General features: G+C 64.3%; 9 protein-coding genes. 6 read left to right on the forward strand and 3 right to left on the reverse strand.

Features of this window, described 5'->3' with window-relative positions:
* Both DBR20_RS05880 and DBR20_RS05885 read right to left on the reverse strand, forming a co-directional pair.
* Window positions 1–900: an ABC transporter ATP-binding protein gene (locus DBR20_RS05880; RefSeq protein WP_100551784.1), complete on the reverse strand. Its 900-nt coding sequence runs from the start codon at window positions 898–900 to the stop codon at window positions 1–3.
* 72 nt (window positions 901–972) lie between these two features.
* A complete protein-coding gene (locus tag DBR20_RS05885; protein ID WP_108265531.1) occupies window positions 973–1,437 on the reverse strand; it encodes a GNAT family N-acetyltransferase in 465 nt (154 codons plus the stop codon).
* A gap of 314 nt (window positions 1,438–1,751) precedes the next feature.
* Between DBR20_RS05885 and DBR20_RS05890 the strand changes: the two genes are divergently transcribed.
* Window positions 1,752–3,248, forward strand: a complete 1,497-nt coding sequence (locus DBR20_RS05890; RefSeq protein WP_108265532.1) for an ATPase domain-containing protein — start codon at window positions 1,752–1,754, stop codon at window positions 3,246–3,248.
* Window positions 3,238–5,292, forward strand: coding sequence for a PAS domain-containing sensor histidine kinase (locus DBR20_RS05895; protein ID WP_108265533.1), 2,055 nt, complete (start codon window positions 3,238–3,240; stop codon window positions 5,290–5,292). Before DBR20_RS05890 ends, DBR20_RS05895 begins: the two co-directional genes overlap by 11 nt.
* A gap of 94 nt (window positions 5,293–5,386) precedes the next feature.
* On the opposite strand, the gene DBR20_RS05900 is transcribed toward DBR20_RS05895, so the two are convergent.
* Window positions 5,387–6,418 carry a LacI family DNA-binding transcriptional regulator gene (locus DBR20_RS05900; RefSeq protein ID WP_108265534.1) on the reverse strand — a complete coding sequence of 344 codons (1,032 nt, stop codon included), beginning with the start codon at window positions 6,416–6,418 and terminating at the stop codon, window positions 5,387–5,389.
* Between the two features lie 256 nt (window positions 6,419–6,674).
* Between DBR20_RS05900 and DBR20_RS05905 the strand changes: the two genes are divergently transcribed.
* From DBR20_RS05905 to DBR20_RS05920, 4 genes are all read left to right on the forward strand, one after another.
* Window positions 6,675–8,813: a type I secretion system permease/ATPase gene (locus DBR20_RS05905; RefSeq protein ID WP_108265541.1), complete on the forward strand. Its 2,139-nt coding sequence runs from the start codon at window positions 6,675–6,677 to the stop codon at window positions 8,811–8,813.
* 30 nt (window positions 8,814–8,843) lie between these two features.
* Complete coding sequence (locus DBR20_RS05910) at window positions 8,844–10,238, forward strand: HlyD family type I secretion periplasmic adaptor subunit (protein ID WP_108265535.1); 1,395 nt, start codon at window positions 8,844–8,846, stop codon at window positions 10,236–10,238.
* On the forward strand, window positions 10,235–10,807 hold the full coding sequence (locus DBR20_RS05915; RefSeq protein ID WP_108265536.1) for a hypothetical protein: 573 nt from the start codon (window positions 10,235–10,237) through the stop codon (window positions 10,805–10,807). Before DBR20_RS05910 ends, DBR20_RS05915 begins: the two co-directional genes overlap by 4 nt.
* A gap of 2 nt (window positions 10,808–10,809) precedes the next feature.
* Window positions 10,810–14,939, forward strand: a 4,130-nt coding sequence (locus DBR20_RS05920; protein WP_308812600.1) for a calcium-binding protein, incomplete at its 3' end; no start/stop codon positions are given.

Here is a 14,939-nt window from a genome sequence, read left to right on the forward strand (position 1 = left end):
TCAGGCTGCACGGGCACGCGCCTGCAGGCGCAGGCGCTGGAAATACACGTCCTCGAGATCGGGTGCGACCGGCGCGAAGCCATCGCCCGGGTCGCTGGCGCTGTGCACGTGGATCACCGGACGGCCCCCCACCAGGCGCGAGGACAGCACCGTGTAGCGCGCCTCATGGTCGGCCAGTTCGGATGGATCCACCTGCTTGCGCCAGACCTGCTGCTGCAGCGCGTCGATCGCATCGGTGGGGCGGCCGGTCAGCAGCACCTGACCCTTGTTCATGATCGCCATGGTCGGGCACAGGTCGGTCACGTCCTCGACGATGTGGGTGGACAGGATCACCGCCACGTTCTCGCCGATGGCCGCCAGCAGGTTGAGGAAGCGGTTGCGCTCTTCCGGGTCGAGCCCGGCGGTGGGCTCGTCGACGATCACCAGACGCGGGTCGCCCAGCAGCGCCTGGGCGATGCCGAAGCGCTGGCGCATGCCCCCGGAGTAGGTGCCCAGCTTGCGCTTGCGCGCATCCCACAGGTTCACCTGCTGCAGCAGGCCATCGACCACCTCGCGGCGCTGGCCACGCTGGGTCAGGCCCTTCAGCACGGCGAAGTGCTCCAGCAGGTCCAGCGCGCTGACTTTCGGGTACACGCCGAAGTCCTGTGGCAGGTAGCCCAGGCGGCGGCGCACGGCGTCCTTGTCGCGCAGTACGTCGATCGGTGATTCACCCGGAATGCTCAGGGTGGCACTGCCACTGTCAGCCTCCTGCAGGGTGGCCAGGGTGCGCATCAGCGAGGATTTCCCCGCGCCGTTCGGCCCGAGCAGGCCGAACATGCCGCGGGGAATATCCAGGGTGACCCCGTTCAACGCGTGCACGCCGTTGGCGTACGTCTTGGACAGCGAATCGATCTTCAGCATGCGACGTACACCTTTCCGTGTGTTGATCTGCTGTTTATCGCGCTGAACGGGGGCGGCGTCATGCCCCTTTGGTCATGGTGCCTTTGGCCAGCGGTCCAGCTGCCAGCACAGCAGCACACCGTCCTCGGCATCCACGCGCCGGCCGGCCGTGCGGAAACCGTTCCGGCACAGCACCGCCTGCGAGGGCAGGTTGTCCACGGCGGTTTCGGCCGCCAGCACGTGTATGCCTGGCTCTGTCCACGCCCATTGCACGAACTCGGCCAATGCGGCGCCGGCCAGGCCGCGTCCCTGGTGGGCCGGAGCGATGCCATAGCCGAGGGTGAGAACACCGTCCTGCGGCGTGCAGGTCAGGGACAGCAGGCCGACCGTGCGGCCGGCGTCGACGATCCGCCATGCGGCCGGAGCAAACTGCGGCTCGATGGCGGCGGTGAGGTCGGCCAGCATGGCGATCACTTCGGGTGGGGCGACAGCGTCTTCAGCGGTATCGGTGCAGGACAGCAGAGCGCGCACGTCGTGTGCGGACGCGGGAATGAGCATGGGAACCTCGACAGCGAGTTGCCCGGAAGGGCATTGCCGGTGCGAGGGCAGGGCAGCGTGAGCCTCAGCCCAGGTGCAACTCGCCGTTCGCCGCCGTCACCGGTGCGGTGTGGGAACTGCTGGCGGAGGACAAAGGCCTTCTCCTGGCGGGAGGGAGTGCTGCACGGAGCGCACCGCAATAGCTTAACTGCGGATCACCGGTGCATTGAAGCGACGGCCGTGAAATCTTCCTGAATGCGTTGGCGGCGGTGCCCTGGATCACACAATCCGTCCACAGCCGCGTCGCTAGGCTCTGACCCTCTTTTGTCATTGCCATGCAGGCGCTCATGCGGATCGTAACCGGGGTAGAGGGGCTGGACAGCATTCTGGGCGGCGGGTTGCCGCAGGCGCGCCTGTACCTGTTGGAAGGCCCGCCCGGCTCCGGCAAGACCACCTTGTCGCTGCAGTTCCTGCTGGAGGGGCTGCAACGCGGCGAGCGCTGCCTGTACATCACCCTTTCCGAGACCGCCGAAGAGCTGAGGGAAGTAGCCTCGGCGCACGGCTGGTCGCTGGATGGGCTGCACCTGTTCGAGCTGGGCTCGGCCGAGGGGGCCATGGGCAATGGCCGCCTGCAGTCGGTGCTGCACTCGTGGGAAATGGAGCTGGACGAGACGGTCAACCTGATCATGTCCAAGGTGGACAGCATCGGGCCGACCCGGGTGGTGTTCGATTCGCTGTCCGAACTGCGCCTGCTGGCGCAGGATTCGCTGCGCTATCGCCGGCAGATCCTCGCGCTCAAGCAGTTCTTCGCGCCCAAGAGCGCCACGGTGATCCTGGTGGACGACCTGACGTCCACCGGCGATGAACGCGATGGCCAGCTGCACAGCCTGTGCCACGGCGTGCTGTCGCTGGAACGTCTCACCCTGGACTTTGGCCCCGCCCGGCGCCGGATGCAGGTGCAGAAGCTGCGGGGTGTCGATTTCGTCGCCGGTTACCACGACATGGTGATCCGTCGTGGTGGGGTGCAGATCTTCCCGCGCCTGATCGCCTCCGAACATCATGGCCGTTTCGTCGGAACGCCCATCAGCAGCGGGGTAGCGGAGATCGACCGGCTGTTGGGTGGTGGGCCGTTGCGAGGCACCTCCACGCTGCTGACCGGCCCGGCCGGCAGCGGCAAGACCAACGTGGCACTGCAGTACGTGTGGGCGGCCTGCGAACGCGGTGAGCGCAGCTGTATCTTCGAATTCGACGAGCGGGTCGGCACGTTGCTGGCGCGCGCTTCCGCGCTGGATATCGACCTGGACAAGCACCTGCAATCGGGTCTGCTGGAGATCCTGCAGATGGACCCAGCCGAAGTGTCGCCGGGCGAATTCTCCTGGAACCTGCGCAAGGCCGTGGAAGAGCGCAACTGCAGCGTGCTGGTGATCGACAGCCTCAACGGCTATGTGACCGCCATGCCGCAGGAAAAACAGCTGATGCTGCAGCTGCACGAGATGCTGTCCTATCTGAACCAGAAGGGCGTGGCGACCTTCCTGATCAACCCGCAACACGGCCTGGTTGGCACCATGTCCACCGGCAGCCTCAACGTGTCCTACATCGCCGACGCGGTGGTGTTGTTCCGCTTCTTCGAAGCGAAGGGACGCATCCGCAAAGCAATCTCGGTGATCAAGAACCGCGGCGGTGCGCACGAAGACACCATCCGCGAACTGAAGATCGACGGGCGGGGTATCACGGTCAGCGCGGCATTGGCCGATTTCCAGGGCATCCTCACCGGCACGCCCGAATTCGTCGGCGACAGTGCGGCACTGCTGGGCCAGTCCGATGTCCGATAGCGATGATGGCGGCACGGTTGTCCGCATCGTTGCTCCCTTCGGCCGCGACGCCGACAGTATCGCGGCGGTGCTGGCCAACGCGGGGTTGAGAACGGGCATCGCGCCCAGCCTGGAGGTATTGGCCAGCCAACTCGATGACTGCACCGGGCTGGTGGTGGTGACCCAGGAAGCGGTGGTACGCGGCAGCGATGTATTGCAGCAGGCGCTGCAGCAACAGCCGGCCTGGTCGGACATTCCGTTCATCCTGCTGCGCTCGGCGCGTTCCTATCGGCGTTCCACCCGCGAACCCTTGCTGCCCGGCTCGATCAACGTGGTGGAGATGGACCGGCCATTGGGCAGCATGTCGCTGCTCAGCGCAGTGCAGGGTGCGCTGCGTGCGCGCGCGAAGCAGTTCGTGGTGCGCGATCAGGTCACTGCGTTGGCCGATGGCCGCGCCGCACTGGCGCGCAGCGAGTCCGAGCTGCGCCTGATCGCCGACGCGATGCCGGTGCTGATCGCGTTCGTGGACCGCGCGCTGTGTTTCCGCTTCGCCAACAAGACCTATGAAAGCTGGTTCGATCTGGCTACCGGCGAAGTGATTGGCAGGCATGTGCGCGAGGTCATCGGCGAGGCGGTGTGGCAGCAGCGTCGGCCGGCGATGGAAGCAGCATTGGCCGGCCGCGAGGCCGTGTTCGAGATTGTCTGGCCGCACCGCCTGCACGGACGTCGGGACTGCGAGGTGCGTTACTCGCCGCGCCGCGATGCTGATGGCCGCATCGACGGCTTCCATGTGTTCGTTACCGATATCACCGCCGCCAAATTGGCCCTTGCCAGCAGCCAACAGCACGCGCACGCGCTGGAGGCGATGGTCGCCGAGCGTACCCGTGAACTGCAAGCGCAGATGGCGGCGCGCGAGGCCAGCGACGCCGCACTGCGGCAGTCGCAGAAGATGGAAGCGATCGGCCAGCTGACCGGCGGCATCGCCCACGACTTCAACAACATGCTGACCGGCATCCTGTCCGCGCTGGACATCGTGCGCCTGCGTCTGGACATGGGCCGGTTCGACGACCTCGAACGTTTCCTCGACACCGCCACCGCCTCGGCCCAGCGTGCAGCGGCACTGACCCAGCGCCTGCTGGCGTTCTCCCGGCGGCAGTCGCTGGATGCGCGGCCGGTGGAGATCAACACATTGCTGGTTTCGGTACAGCACCTGCTGCACAGCACGCTGGGCGAGGCCGTGCGTATCCGTGCCGAGCCCTCACCGCTGCCGTTGCACGCCACGCTGGATGCCAACCAGTTCGAGAGCGCGCTGTTGAACCTGGCCATCAACGCGCGCGATGCGATGCCGCACGGCGGTGATCTGACCCTGCGCGCATCGGCGGTGAGCGTGCGTGAGGGGCAATACAGGGCTGTGCCTGCTGGCGACTACGCGATGGTGGCGGTGGCCGATACCGGTGCCGGCATGGCGCCGGAAGTGGTCGAGCGCGCGTTCGAGCCCTTCTTCACCACCAAACCCATCGGCAAGGGCACGGGCCTGGGCATGTCGATGGTGTACGGCTTCATGCAGCAGTCCGGTGGCCACATCGCCATCCAGTCCAATCTGGGCCAGGGCACGACGGTGCTGTTGTTCATTCCGTTGTCGGAAGCCGTGGTGGAGGACGAGCCTGCAGTCTCGCAGCCGATACGGCGTGGTGCCGGCCAGTCCATCCTGGTGGTGGAGGATGACGAGCAGGTACGGATGCTGGTGACGGTGGTGCTGGAGGACCTGGGGTATCACGCCCAAGTGGTGGGTGATGCCGATGCAGCCATCCCGATCCTGGCGTCGGCGCAGAACATCGACCTGCTGGTCACCGATGTCGGGCTGCCGGGACTCAACGGCCGCCAGCTGGCGGAAATCGCGCGGCAATCGCGGCCAGCGCTGCCGATCCTGTTCATGACCGGCTATGCGGAAAAGGCACAGGAACGCGCGGCCTTCCTCGATGAAGGCATGGCGATGATCGCCAAGCCTTTCCTGCTGGATGAGTTCAGCATGGCGGTACGTACGGCCATGCCGGGCGGCGCATAGCGCTGTAGGCCTTGTAGAGCCGAGCCCATGCTCGGCTGCCGTTGGCCGTGTGTTTCACGCATTCTGCCGAGCATGGCTCGGCACTACAAAAGTGCTAGGTGCGCAGCGATGACTCGCGTACCACCAGCTTCACCGGAATGCTCTGGCCTTCCACCGGTTGCCGGCCGATCAGCGCCAGCAGCTTCTCCACCAGCAGCTGGCCGGCCTGCTTGGTGTCCTGCTGCACAGTGGTCAGTGGCGGCGACACCGAAGCTGCCAGCGGGATGTCGTCAAAGCCGGTCACCGCTACGTCCTGCGGCACCCGCAGGCCCTGCTCGCGCAGGGCACGCACCGCGCCGATGGCAATCAGGTCGCTGGCCGCGCAGATCGCATCGATGGAACGGTCCTGGGCCAGCAGCGCCAAGCACGCCTCATGACCGGACGCTTCGGTGGTGATCGCATCGTGCTGCAGCGCCGGATCGGCGGCCAGGCCATGCGCACGCAGCGCTTCGACGTGGCCGCGATAGCGCTCCTCGAATTCCGGGTAATGGCTGGAGGCATGGCCGAGGAAGGCGATGCGGCGGCAGCCCTGTTCCAGCAGGTGGGCGGTGATGTCATGCCCGCCCTGGAAGTTGTCGCTGCCGATCGACACGCCCGGCTGGCCGGGCAGGGCCGCGCCCCAGCGCACGAAGTGGGTGCCTTGTTCCACCAGCCGCTGCAGGCGGTCGCGCGACTCGTGGTAGTCGCCATAGCCGAGCAGGATGATGCCATCGGCCTTGTTGCTGTCCTCGTAATCGGCCTGCCAGTCGGTGGACAGCTGCTGGAAGGACACCAGCAGGTCCTGCCCGTGCAGCGCGCAGGCACGGGTGATCGACCCCAGCATCGAATGGAAGAAGGGGTTGATCAGCGAGTCGTCGTTGGTCGGGTCTTCGAAGAACAGCAGGGCCAGGGTGCCGGCATTGCGCAGGCGCAGGCTGGAGGCGTTCTTGTCGACCTTGTAGTTCAGCTCGCGGGCGATGCGCAGGATGCGCTCGCGGGTTTCGGCATTGACCATCGGGCTGCCGCGCAGGGCCCGCGACACCGTAGGCTGGGAAACCCCGGCCAGGTGGGCGATGTCCAGGGAGGTGGCTTTGCCTTTGATCGTCATGGAAACGGTTAGGGAACATGCAGCCATCATGATGCCATGAGGTCGGCCTAAGCCTGGCGACCCGCCTCCATCTGAATGAACGGGAGTGATGTTAAAAAATGTGACGGAATTATCATTTTGACCTGATTTGCACAAAAGTGAGTTCAGCCGATAGACAGCTGCCATTGCCTGGCCCTAGAGTCCGCGCACCAAGGACAACAAGGCAGTTGACGTGGGCAGCAACGGATCAGGGATCGATCTGCAGGAGGTGCCGTGCGTGGACGACGGTGGGGCGCTTGCATGCTTTGTCGCCCTGCTGGGATTCCTTGATCGGCCCGCCGATCCGGACCAGCTCCGGCATCAGCTCGGCCATCCCCAGGGCCGCATCGGCACCCAAGACCTGTTGCGCCTGGCCAAACGAATGGACGTCAAGGCCCGCGAGGTGAAGGCGCGGGTCACGGCGCTTCGTGACCATCCTCTGCCCGCCATCGCCTGCCTGGCCGATGGACGCTACACCCTCGTGCTCAAGGCCGATGCAGAGAGCGTCCTGTGCTTCGACGCGGCGGCCGAAGGGCGCCCGGTCACGCTGACCCTCGGTGAATTCTCGCAGGACTTCGACGGTCGCCTGCTGCTGATGACCACGCGCGAAAGTGTCACCGGCGCAGCGCAGCGCTTCGACGTGGGCTGGTTCATCCCGGCGCTGATGAAGTACCGTCGCCTGTTGCGTGATGTGCTGGTGGCTTCGTTCTTCCTGCAGTTGATGGCGCTGATCACGCCCTTGTTCTTCCAGGTAGTGATCGACAAGGTACTGGTGCACAAGGGCATCACCACGCTGGAGGTACTGGCCCTGGGCCTTCTGGTCGTCTCGGTGTTCGAAGTGGTGATGGGCGGGCTGCGCACCTACCTGTTCTCGCACACCACCAGCCGCGTCGATGCCGAGCTGGGCTCGAAGCTGTTCTCGCACCTCACGCATCTGCCGTTGGCCTATTTCCAGGCGCGTCGGGTGGGAGATTCGGTGGCGCGCGTACGCGAACTGGAGACCATCCGCGAATTCCTTACCTCGTCGGCGCAGACGGTGGTGCTGGACCTGTTCTTCGCCATCGTGTTCCTGGCCGTGATGTGGCTGTACAGCCCCGCATTGCTGTTGATCGTGCTGATCACGCTGCCGCTGTACGCCGTGGTGGTGATGGTGGTCGGGCCGATGCTGAGGCGCCGGCTGGACGAGAAGTTCGTGCGCGGCGCCGAGAACCAGTCGTTTCTGGTCGAAGCGGTGACCGGCGTGGAAACGATCAAGGCGCTGGCGGTCGAGCCGCAGGCGCAGAACCGTTGGGACAAGCAGTTGGCCGGCTACATCCAGGCCAGCTTCCGCGCCAGCATGCTGGCCAACTGGGGCTCGCAGGCCGTGCAGCTGATCCACAAGCTGGCCACGGTGGCGCTGCTGTTCTTCGGTGCGCGGCTGGTGATCGACGGCAAGCTGACCGTGGGTGAGCTGGTGGCGTTCAACATGCTTGCCGGGCAGGTTGCCGGACCGGTACTGCGCTTGGCGCAGCTGGCGCAGGACTTCCAGCAGGCGCGCATCGCCGTGGAGCGGCTGGGCGACATCCTCAATTCTCCTACTGAGCCGGCCAGCTCACCGTCGCGCGCGAGCCTGCCGGCCGTGGACGGCCGGATCGCGCTGGAGCATGTGTCGTTCCGCTATCGCCCTGAGGGACAGGAAGTGTTGTCGTCGGTCAGCCTGGAGATCGCCCCGGGCGAAATCCTCGGCGTGGTCGGCCCATCAGGATCGGGCAAATCGACCCTGACCAAGTTGATCCAGCGCCTGCACACCCCGGAGCGCGGCCGTGTGCTGGTGGATGGTGTGGACCTGTCGATGGTCGATCCGGCATGGCTGCGTCGCCAGGTGGGCGTGGTGCTGCAGGAAAACCTGCTGTTCAACCGCAGCGTGCGCGAGAACATCGCCATGGCCGACCCGGCGATGCCGATGAGCCGCGTGGTGGAAGTGGCCAAGCTGGCCGGCGCGCACGATTTCATCCTGGAACTGCCCGAAGCCTACGACACCCGCATCGACGAACGTGGCGGCAACCTCTCCGGAGGGCAGCGGCAGCGCCTGGCGATCGCGCGTGCACTGGCGATCGACCCGAAGATCCTGATCTTCGACGAGGCGACCTCGGCACTGGATGCCGAGAGCGAAGAGGTCATCCAGGACAACCTCAAGCGCATGTCCGTCGGTCGCACCGTGATCATCATCGCGCACCGCTTGTCGGCGGTACGCCAGGCCCATCGCATCGTCACCCTCGAACGCGGGCGCATCACCGAGACCGGCACGCACGAGGACCTGCTGCGTGCGGGTGGCCGCTATTCACTGCTCTATACCAAACAGATGGGTCTACCCGCTGTGGCGGCCCCGCTGAACTGACCATCGCGCGCCCAGCCAAGGACAGCACGCATGTTGAAAGGACTGAGGCACCACCTGGGCATCCTGCGTGAGAGCCTGCGCGCGGAGCGCGCGCAGCCGGACACCCGCAGCTCGGCCGCACCGGACTTCCTGCCGGCTGCGCTGGAGATTCTGGAGAAACCACCGAACCCGATCGGCCGCACCGTGCTCTGGTTGTTGATCGCCTTCCTGGTCATTGCGTTGGTCTGGTCGTGCCTGGGTCGCCTGGACATGGTCGCGGTGGCTGAAGGCAAGGTGATTCCGCGCGGCAACGTGAAGGTGATCCAGGCTGCGGATCAGGGCGTGGTCCGCGCGATCCATGTGGTCGAAGGGCAATCGGTGAAGGCCGGCACGCCGCTGCTTGAGCTGGACCCGACCGTCAGCCAGGCCGAAGTGGAGCAGGCACGCCAGGCCTTGCTGACCGCGCAGATTGACGTCGCGCGCGCGCAGGCGGTGGTCGATCACGTGGCAGGACGCACAGGGCGTTTCGTCGCGCCGGAGGGGACGCCTGCGGGCATCACCGCTGTCCAGCAGGCGCTGGTAGCTGCCAAGCAGCGCGAGTTCGATTCCACCGTCGGTGGGCTGCAGCAGGAACGCAGCCAGCGCGACGGCGAGCACGGCATGATCCTGGCCGAGATCGCCAAGCTGGAAGAGCAGCTGCCGTTGGCCACTGACCAGCTGAACAAGCTGGAGGAGCTGAGCCGCGATAACTACGTGCCACGGATGCAGGTGGCCGAAGTGAAGGAGCGGGTGGTCGGCATGCGCCAGGACCTGGCGATCCGCCGCGAAGAACAGCGCAAGGCGTCCGCCGCGCAACAGGCGGCCAGCCAGCAGATGAGCAAGAGCCGCAGCGAGTTTGCACGCGAGGCGCTGGATGCGCTGACCGAGGCCGAAGCGGCGCGCGTGCTGCGCACCGAAGAGCTGAAGAAAGCCCATGACAAGGCTGGACATACGCTGCTGCGTGCGCCGGTGACCGGGGTGGTGCAGCAACTGCAGATGCACACCATCGGCGGTGTGGTGAAGCCGGCCGACCCGCTGATGGTGCTGGTGCCGCACGACGGCGAACTGGTGGTTGACGCGATGCTGCCCAACCGTGATGCCGGCTTTGTCCGCGACGGGCAGCCAGTGGAGGTGAAGCTGGAGGCCTATCCGTTCACCCGCTACGGCGTGGTGGATGGCGTTGTCGAAACGGTGGGCCGTGACGCGGTGCAGACCGAGAAGGAAGGATTGCGCTATCCGGCGCGCGTGCGCCTGCTGCAGCCCTGGATCGAGGTGGATGGCCGACGCCGTGCGCTGGCACCGGGTCTGGCCGCTACGGCGGAGATCAAGACCGGTGATCGAAGAATCATCGAGTACCTGCTGTCGCCGCTGTCGCGGCGCGTGCAGGAGGCGGGGAGGGAGCGATGAAAAAGGGCGTTCAAGTCTCAAATGGCGACCGTATAACCATGCGGCTCCTTGGTCTGATTCTTGTACTGGCTTTTCTCCCGTGGCACCTACAGGCACGAGACCACGCCTCGATGAGGTCGGTGGATCTGCAGGAACGCCTGGTTGCACTGCTTGCCCGTCAGGGAGGGGAACACTGGAAGGGCATCTCGCCGAGTGCGCTGGAACAGGCAATGAGGGTCAGATGGCGGCGTGGAGAAGGCTTGCCCTCTTCGGGCAGAGGGGAAGGGATCACTGTCGAAGGCTGGTCCTTCTGGATGCAAACCGAGTTTCGCAACGGTGGTTATCAAACGCTCCTCGACACCTACGTTGCCACGCCAGGGAACACCTGCACGTTCAATGCCGATCAGTTTGCCCGGAGGCTCAGGGCCATCGGGATGAAGGGCGGGCCAGTCAGATCAACGCTGCTTCCCGAGACCTGGTACCTCGGCGCCAGAAACGTGGAAGTTGCGGTCAGGACATACACAAGCACTACCAATGGTCAGCGCCATCAGTGCGTTGAAACGATCAGCATCGGTCCCCGGGAGTTCTGAGCATGCCATCGATCAACAAAGAGCTTGAAGCCGTTCTGCAAAGCCTCCGTCAAAAGGGGGGGCAGTTCTCCAGGGCCGAGCAGACCATTCGGCGGACAATCGAGAGTTCACCCGAACTCATGATTCGTTTGAACGTGTCCGCCAAGAATGGAACGTTGAAAGGGATCGAGTTGCTTCCCGCCGGTTCGACAGAGGGAGGACATTACAGCGCTGGCTCCGGCGTCATCCGTATAAGTCGCGACCGGTTCGATTCTGGAAGTGAAGCTGCGTTGGACGCGCTGGCGTTCGTGCTTGGCCATGAAACCGCGCATAGCATCTATCAAGTCGAGCACGCCAAGGCGCTCAAAACATTCTACCAGCAGGTAAGCTCACTCTCGATCGTGAAGGGTGTCAGAGACTACACGCCCATCCTGGCCGCCTACCTCAAGGCTACTCGCGATAACGAGGCGGTTGCGATGATCGGCGGATGGAACGCGGTCTGGGGACAGGCCGTACTCAATTCCAACAGTGGCATCAACCAGCAGTCGTTCCTGGCCAGGATGCACAAGGCGATGCCGCCGGGATGCGTCATCAAGGAGCCCAATGGTAGTTACAAGCTCGCACAGGGCATCACCATGCGCGACAACTACTCCATTGAGTCCAGAAGTGACTCGCCGAACATCGAGGGATTCGGAATCTGCTACTACGACGGTACCGGTACTGGACTCGGCCAATCCGGTGGGCTCGATTACCGGAACTACTACCTGGGTCCCCAGCTGGAGTACATCATCCAAACCGAGCTGGCGGCGCAGCGGCAGATGCCCGCAGGAAACCAGCCTGGTGACGTTCGGATTGACCTGGAGGCGTTAGGCGGAAACCAGGCGGCGCTTGAGGCAGACGGACTGTACTTCGGTGGTCGAGATGGTCAGTTCATATTTTCTGATGGACGGGGGCCTTTGCGAGTCTTCAATAGAAAGGGTGACGTTTCGCAGAGGCCGCGAAACCCTTCACAGATTCAACTTCCCGTTGATGAGGCGACCCTGCAGCGAATCACCACGGCTGGGGGATTGGGCGGGGCCATTGGCGGGGCGATCGCCTCTGCGCTGAAGATCAACGATCCACTGTGGAAGGTGCTTGCCTCGGCCACGTTGAAAACGGTGGGCAAGAATCTGGGCGAGATTGCAGCCGCAGGTGGAACGAAGGTCGTGACCCGGGCGGGCATCCAGGACCTGCTCTCTGATATCCCGGACGAATTTCGAGCAAGCCTTCAGGGCGCCGCTGCTGGTACGGTTTCTGCCTACCTGACGGCAGAACTGATCAGTTCGCTTGGTATCAAGGGAACCCTCGGTGAGCTCGGGCAGACTGTTGCCGCAAGCTCACTCGGTCAGATCATTGAGAACGCGATCAAGATTGCTGATGGCGCCACGATCAGCATCACAGATGGTCTGTCGAAGGGGCAGGTGTTTACCGCAATCGGTGGATACATCGGTGCCCGCCTGGGCGCCAGCCTCGTCCAGTTCGAAACGGTGGGTGGACAGCTGGGTGCTCAGATCGGCTCCGCCGTGGGCGCCTATGTTGGTGCGACGATGGCGCAGACCTGGAGTGCTTTGCTGCAGGCCGTTGGCACGACCTATGCGGGCCCCATCGGCGCTGCCATTGGTGCGTTGGTGGGGTACATATTCGGTGGATTGATTGGAAGTCTGTTCTCCAGCGGAAAGCCGCGCTCCTGGGCATCGGTCACCTGGGACGAGGCAAATTCGACCTTCGCCGTTTCTGGTGTTCGTGCCCGTTCAGGCGGCGTGAGTATCGGAGCTACGCTGCTTGCCAATCAGGTCGCTGGCACCATGAACGCGGTTCTGGAGATTTCCGGGAGCCGGTTGGCAACAGGCGCGACGGTAGATGGCGGTACCTATGGAACGTATGGCAAAAAGTATCGCTATTGGTCGGAGCCGTCATTCACCACCTCCAAGGCCGAGGATGTAATTTCCTACGGTACGGTGCGGGCGTTGTCCAATCTGCTTGATCGGATGATTGGTGGAGACATCTACATCAAGCGTGCCATTGGAAAGAACCTTGTCAGCCTGGATGCGCCGACAAGTTTCAGTGCGACCAATCTGTTTGGCGACATGGCCGTTGCTACCGACTACGCTCGATATATTGCGTCTCCATGGGAAATAAATACTCTGATTGCGGGAGCGCCCGAGAGCGGATTTGCCGCACAGTGGGCTATCACCCTTGTTCGTGTCGAAGAGCTTGGACTCAACCGTCGTGCAGCGTCTGATTGGACGGGAGGATTCGCCGCATGGCTTGATCAGCTGGCAGATGGCGTTGTAGATGGTATTGGCCTGGTCGCCTCCAACATGACATTGGCGCTCGATCCCGATGGAGGACGAAAGCGCACTCTGGTCAGCTGGACTGGAGACGAGGTTCACTCGTTGGACGACACCATCGTCACCGCAGACAAGGACCGGATGCTCGGCGGCACCGGCAACGACAGCATCATCGTCACTGGTGCCACGCTGTCCAGCACCAGTGGGCTGCTGATCAACGGCAAGACCCCTTCGGCCACACATCGCATCGAGATCGCGGCCGTCATCGATGCCGGCGCGGGCGATGACCTGGTCCGCGGCGGTGACCTCGGTAACGATCTGCTCGGCGGCAGTGGCAACGACACGCTGGTGGGTGGCCTGCTCGATGACTGGCTGTTCGGTGGAGACGGCAACGACGTGCTGTTCGCCGGCAATGTCAGCAATGTGAACTTCGCCATCGGTGATGCCAGCGCACAGGCGCTGGCGATCGCTGCGCGTGGTGGCAACGGCAACTACCTCGACGGCGGTGCCGGCGATGATCGCCTGTATGGCAGCACGGGCTCGGATTGGCTGGAAGGCGGTGCCGGCAATGACCTGCTGGTGGGCGGTGAGGGTGGCGACATCATTGCCGGTGGCGCAGGTGATGATCGCGGTGCCAATGGCGAGGCGCGCCTGCTCGGCGGTGGTGGCTCCGACCAGTACCTGTTCCGGCTCGGTGACGGCCGCGATGTGGTCTACGACGAAGAGGGCGCAGGTGCCATCCGCGGCAGCGGTGACAGCCTGAACGACCGACTGGCGAAGATCGCCAACGGGCAGCTGGCGCGCAACTGGGCCGGCGGTGGCGAATACGAGGTCAATGGCTCGGTGAAGGGCGGTGAGGATGCGATCGTGTTCGGCACCGGTCTGTCCCTGCAGAACATCCAGATGCGCCGTTCGTCGGCCAGCGGTGCCGGCAACGATCTGATCATCGCGTTGGTCAGCTATGACGCCGCCGGCAATGCGACGCTGACCGGTGACGAACTGACCATCAAGGACTGGTTCGAATCCTCGCACCGCGTGGAGTGGCTGCGCTTTGCCGATGGCGAGGACATCCGCATCGGCGATATGACCTCGTACATCATTGGTACCGGTGGCTCGGACGTGATCCTGGGCACCTACGGTGCGGATTTCCTGTACGGCGGTGCGGGCAACGATGAGATCCGTGGCCTGGCCGGCAACGACTTCGGCAATGGCGGCTCGGGCGACGATTTCGTCGCCGGCGATGGCGACCAGGACTGGGTGATGGGCGGCTCCGGCAACGACCAGGTGCTGGGCGGGGCCGGCAATGACACGGTGTTCGGCGATGATGGCGATGACCGCGTGTACGGCGGCACCGGCTCGGATCTGGTGGTCGGCGGTCGCGGCAATGACGAAGTGGTGGGCGGCGAAGGCGATGACGTCTTCCGCTACCAGCGCGGCGACGGTGACGACATTGTCATGGACGACTATGTCGACAACTGGGATCTGGTCTGGGAGAAAGGCGACTACGTCAACGGCTATGTGCGCAACGGCGATGGCACGGTCAGCAAGGACGGCGTCGTCTATTTTGACGGTTCCACCTGGATCAGCCACAACGACTGGAATGATGAGGCGCAGGTGCTGCGTCGGCACAAGGGCGCGCTCAACGGTGTGATCGCACGCAATGCAGGTGTCGATTCGCTGGAATTCGGCGTCGGCATCGACATCCAGGATGTGATGCTGCAGCGCGATGGCAATGATCTGCGCCTGGTGATCGGCCGCGATGGCGAGGCCGAGCGGCTTTCTGCCTCCGGCGACCGGATCACGGTCAAGGACTGGTATGCACT

Source organism: Stenotrophomonas sp. HMWF023, assembly GCF_003060985.1.
Lineage (GTDB): Bacteria > Pseudomonadota > Gammaproteobacteria > Xanthomonadales > Xanthomonadaceae > Stenotrophomonas > Stenotrophomonas lactitubi.

What these genes read in the sequence shown, in the direction of transcription:
- DBR20_RS05880 (WP_100551784.1), bottom strand. Translation starts at nt 900, where the DNA reads ATGCTGAAGATCGATTCGCTGTCCAAGACGTACGCCAACGGCGTGCAC.
- DBR20_RS05885 (WP_108265531.1), bottom strand. Translation starts at nt 1,437, where the DNA reads ATGCTCATTCCCGCGTCCGCACACGACGTGCGCGCTCTGCTGTCCTGC.
- DBR20_RS05890 (WP_108265532.1), top strand. Translation starts at nt 1,752, where the DNA reads ATGCAGGCGCTCATGCGGATCGTAACCGGGGTAGAGGGGCTGGACAGC.
- DBR20_RS05895 (WP_108265533.1), top strand. Translation starts at nt 3,238, where the DNA reads ATGTCCGATAGCGATGATGGCGGCACGGTTGTCCGCATCGTTGCTCCC.
- DBR20_RS05900 (WP_108265534.1), bottom strand. Translation starts at nt 6,418, where the DNA reads ATGACGATCAAAGGCAAAGCCACCTCCCTGGACATCGCCCACCTGGCC.
- DBR20_RS05910 (WP_108265535.1), top strand. Translation starts at nt 8,844, where the DNA reads ATGTTGAAAGGACTGAGGCACCACCTGGGCATCCTGCGTGAGAGCCTG.
- DBR20_RS05915 (WP_108265536.1), top strand. Translation starts at nt 10,235, where the DNA reads ATGAAAAAGGGCGTTCAAGTCTCAAATGGCGACCGTATAACCATGCGG.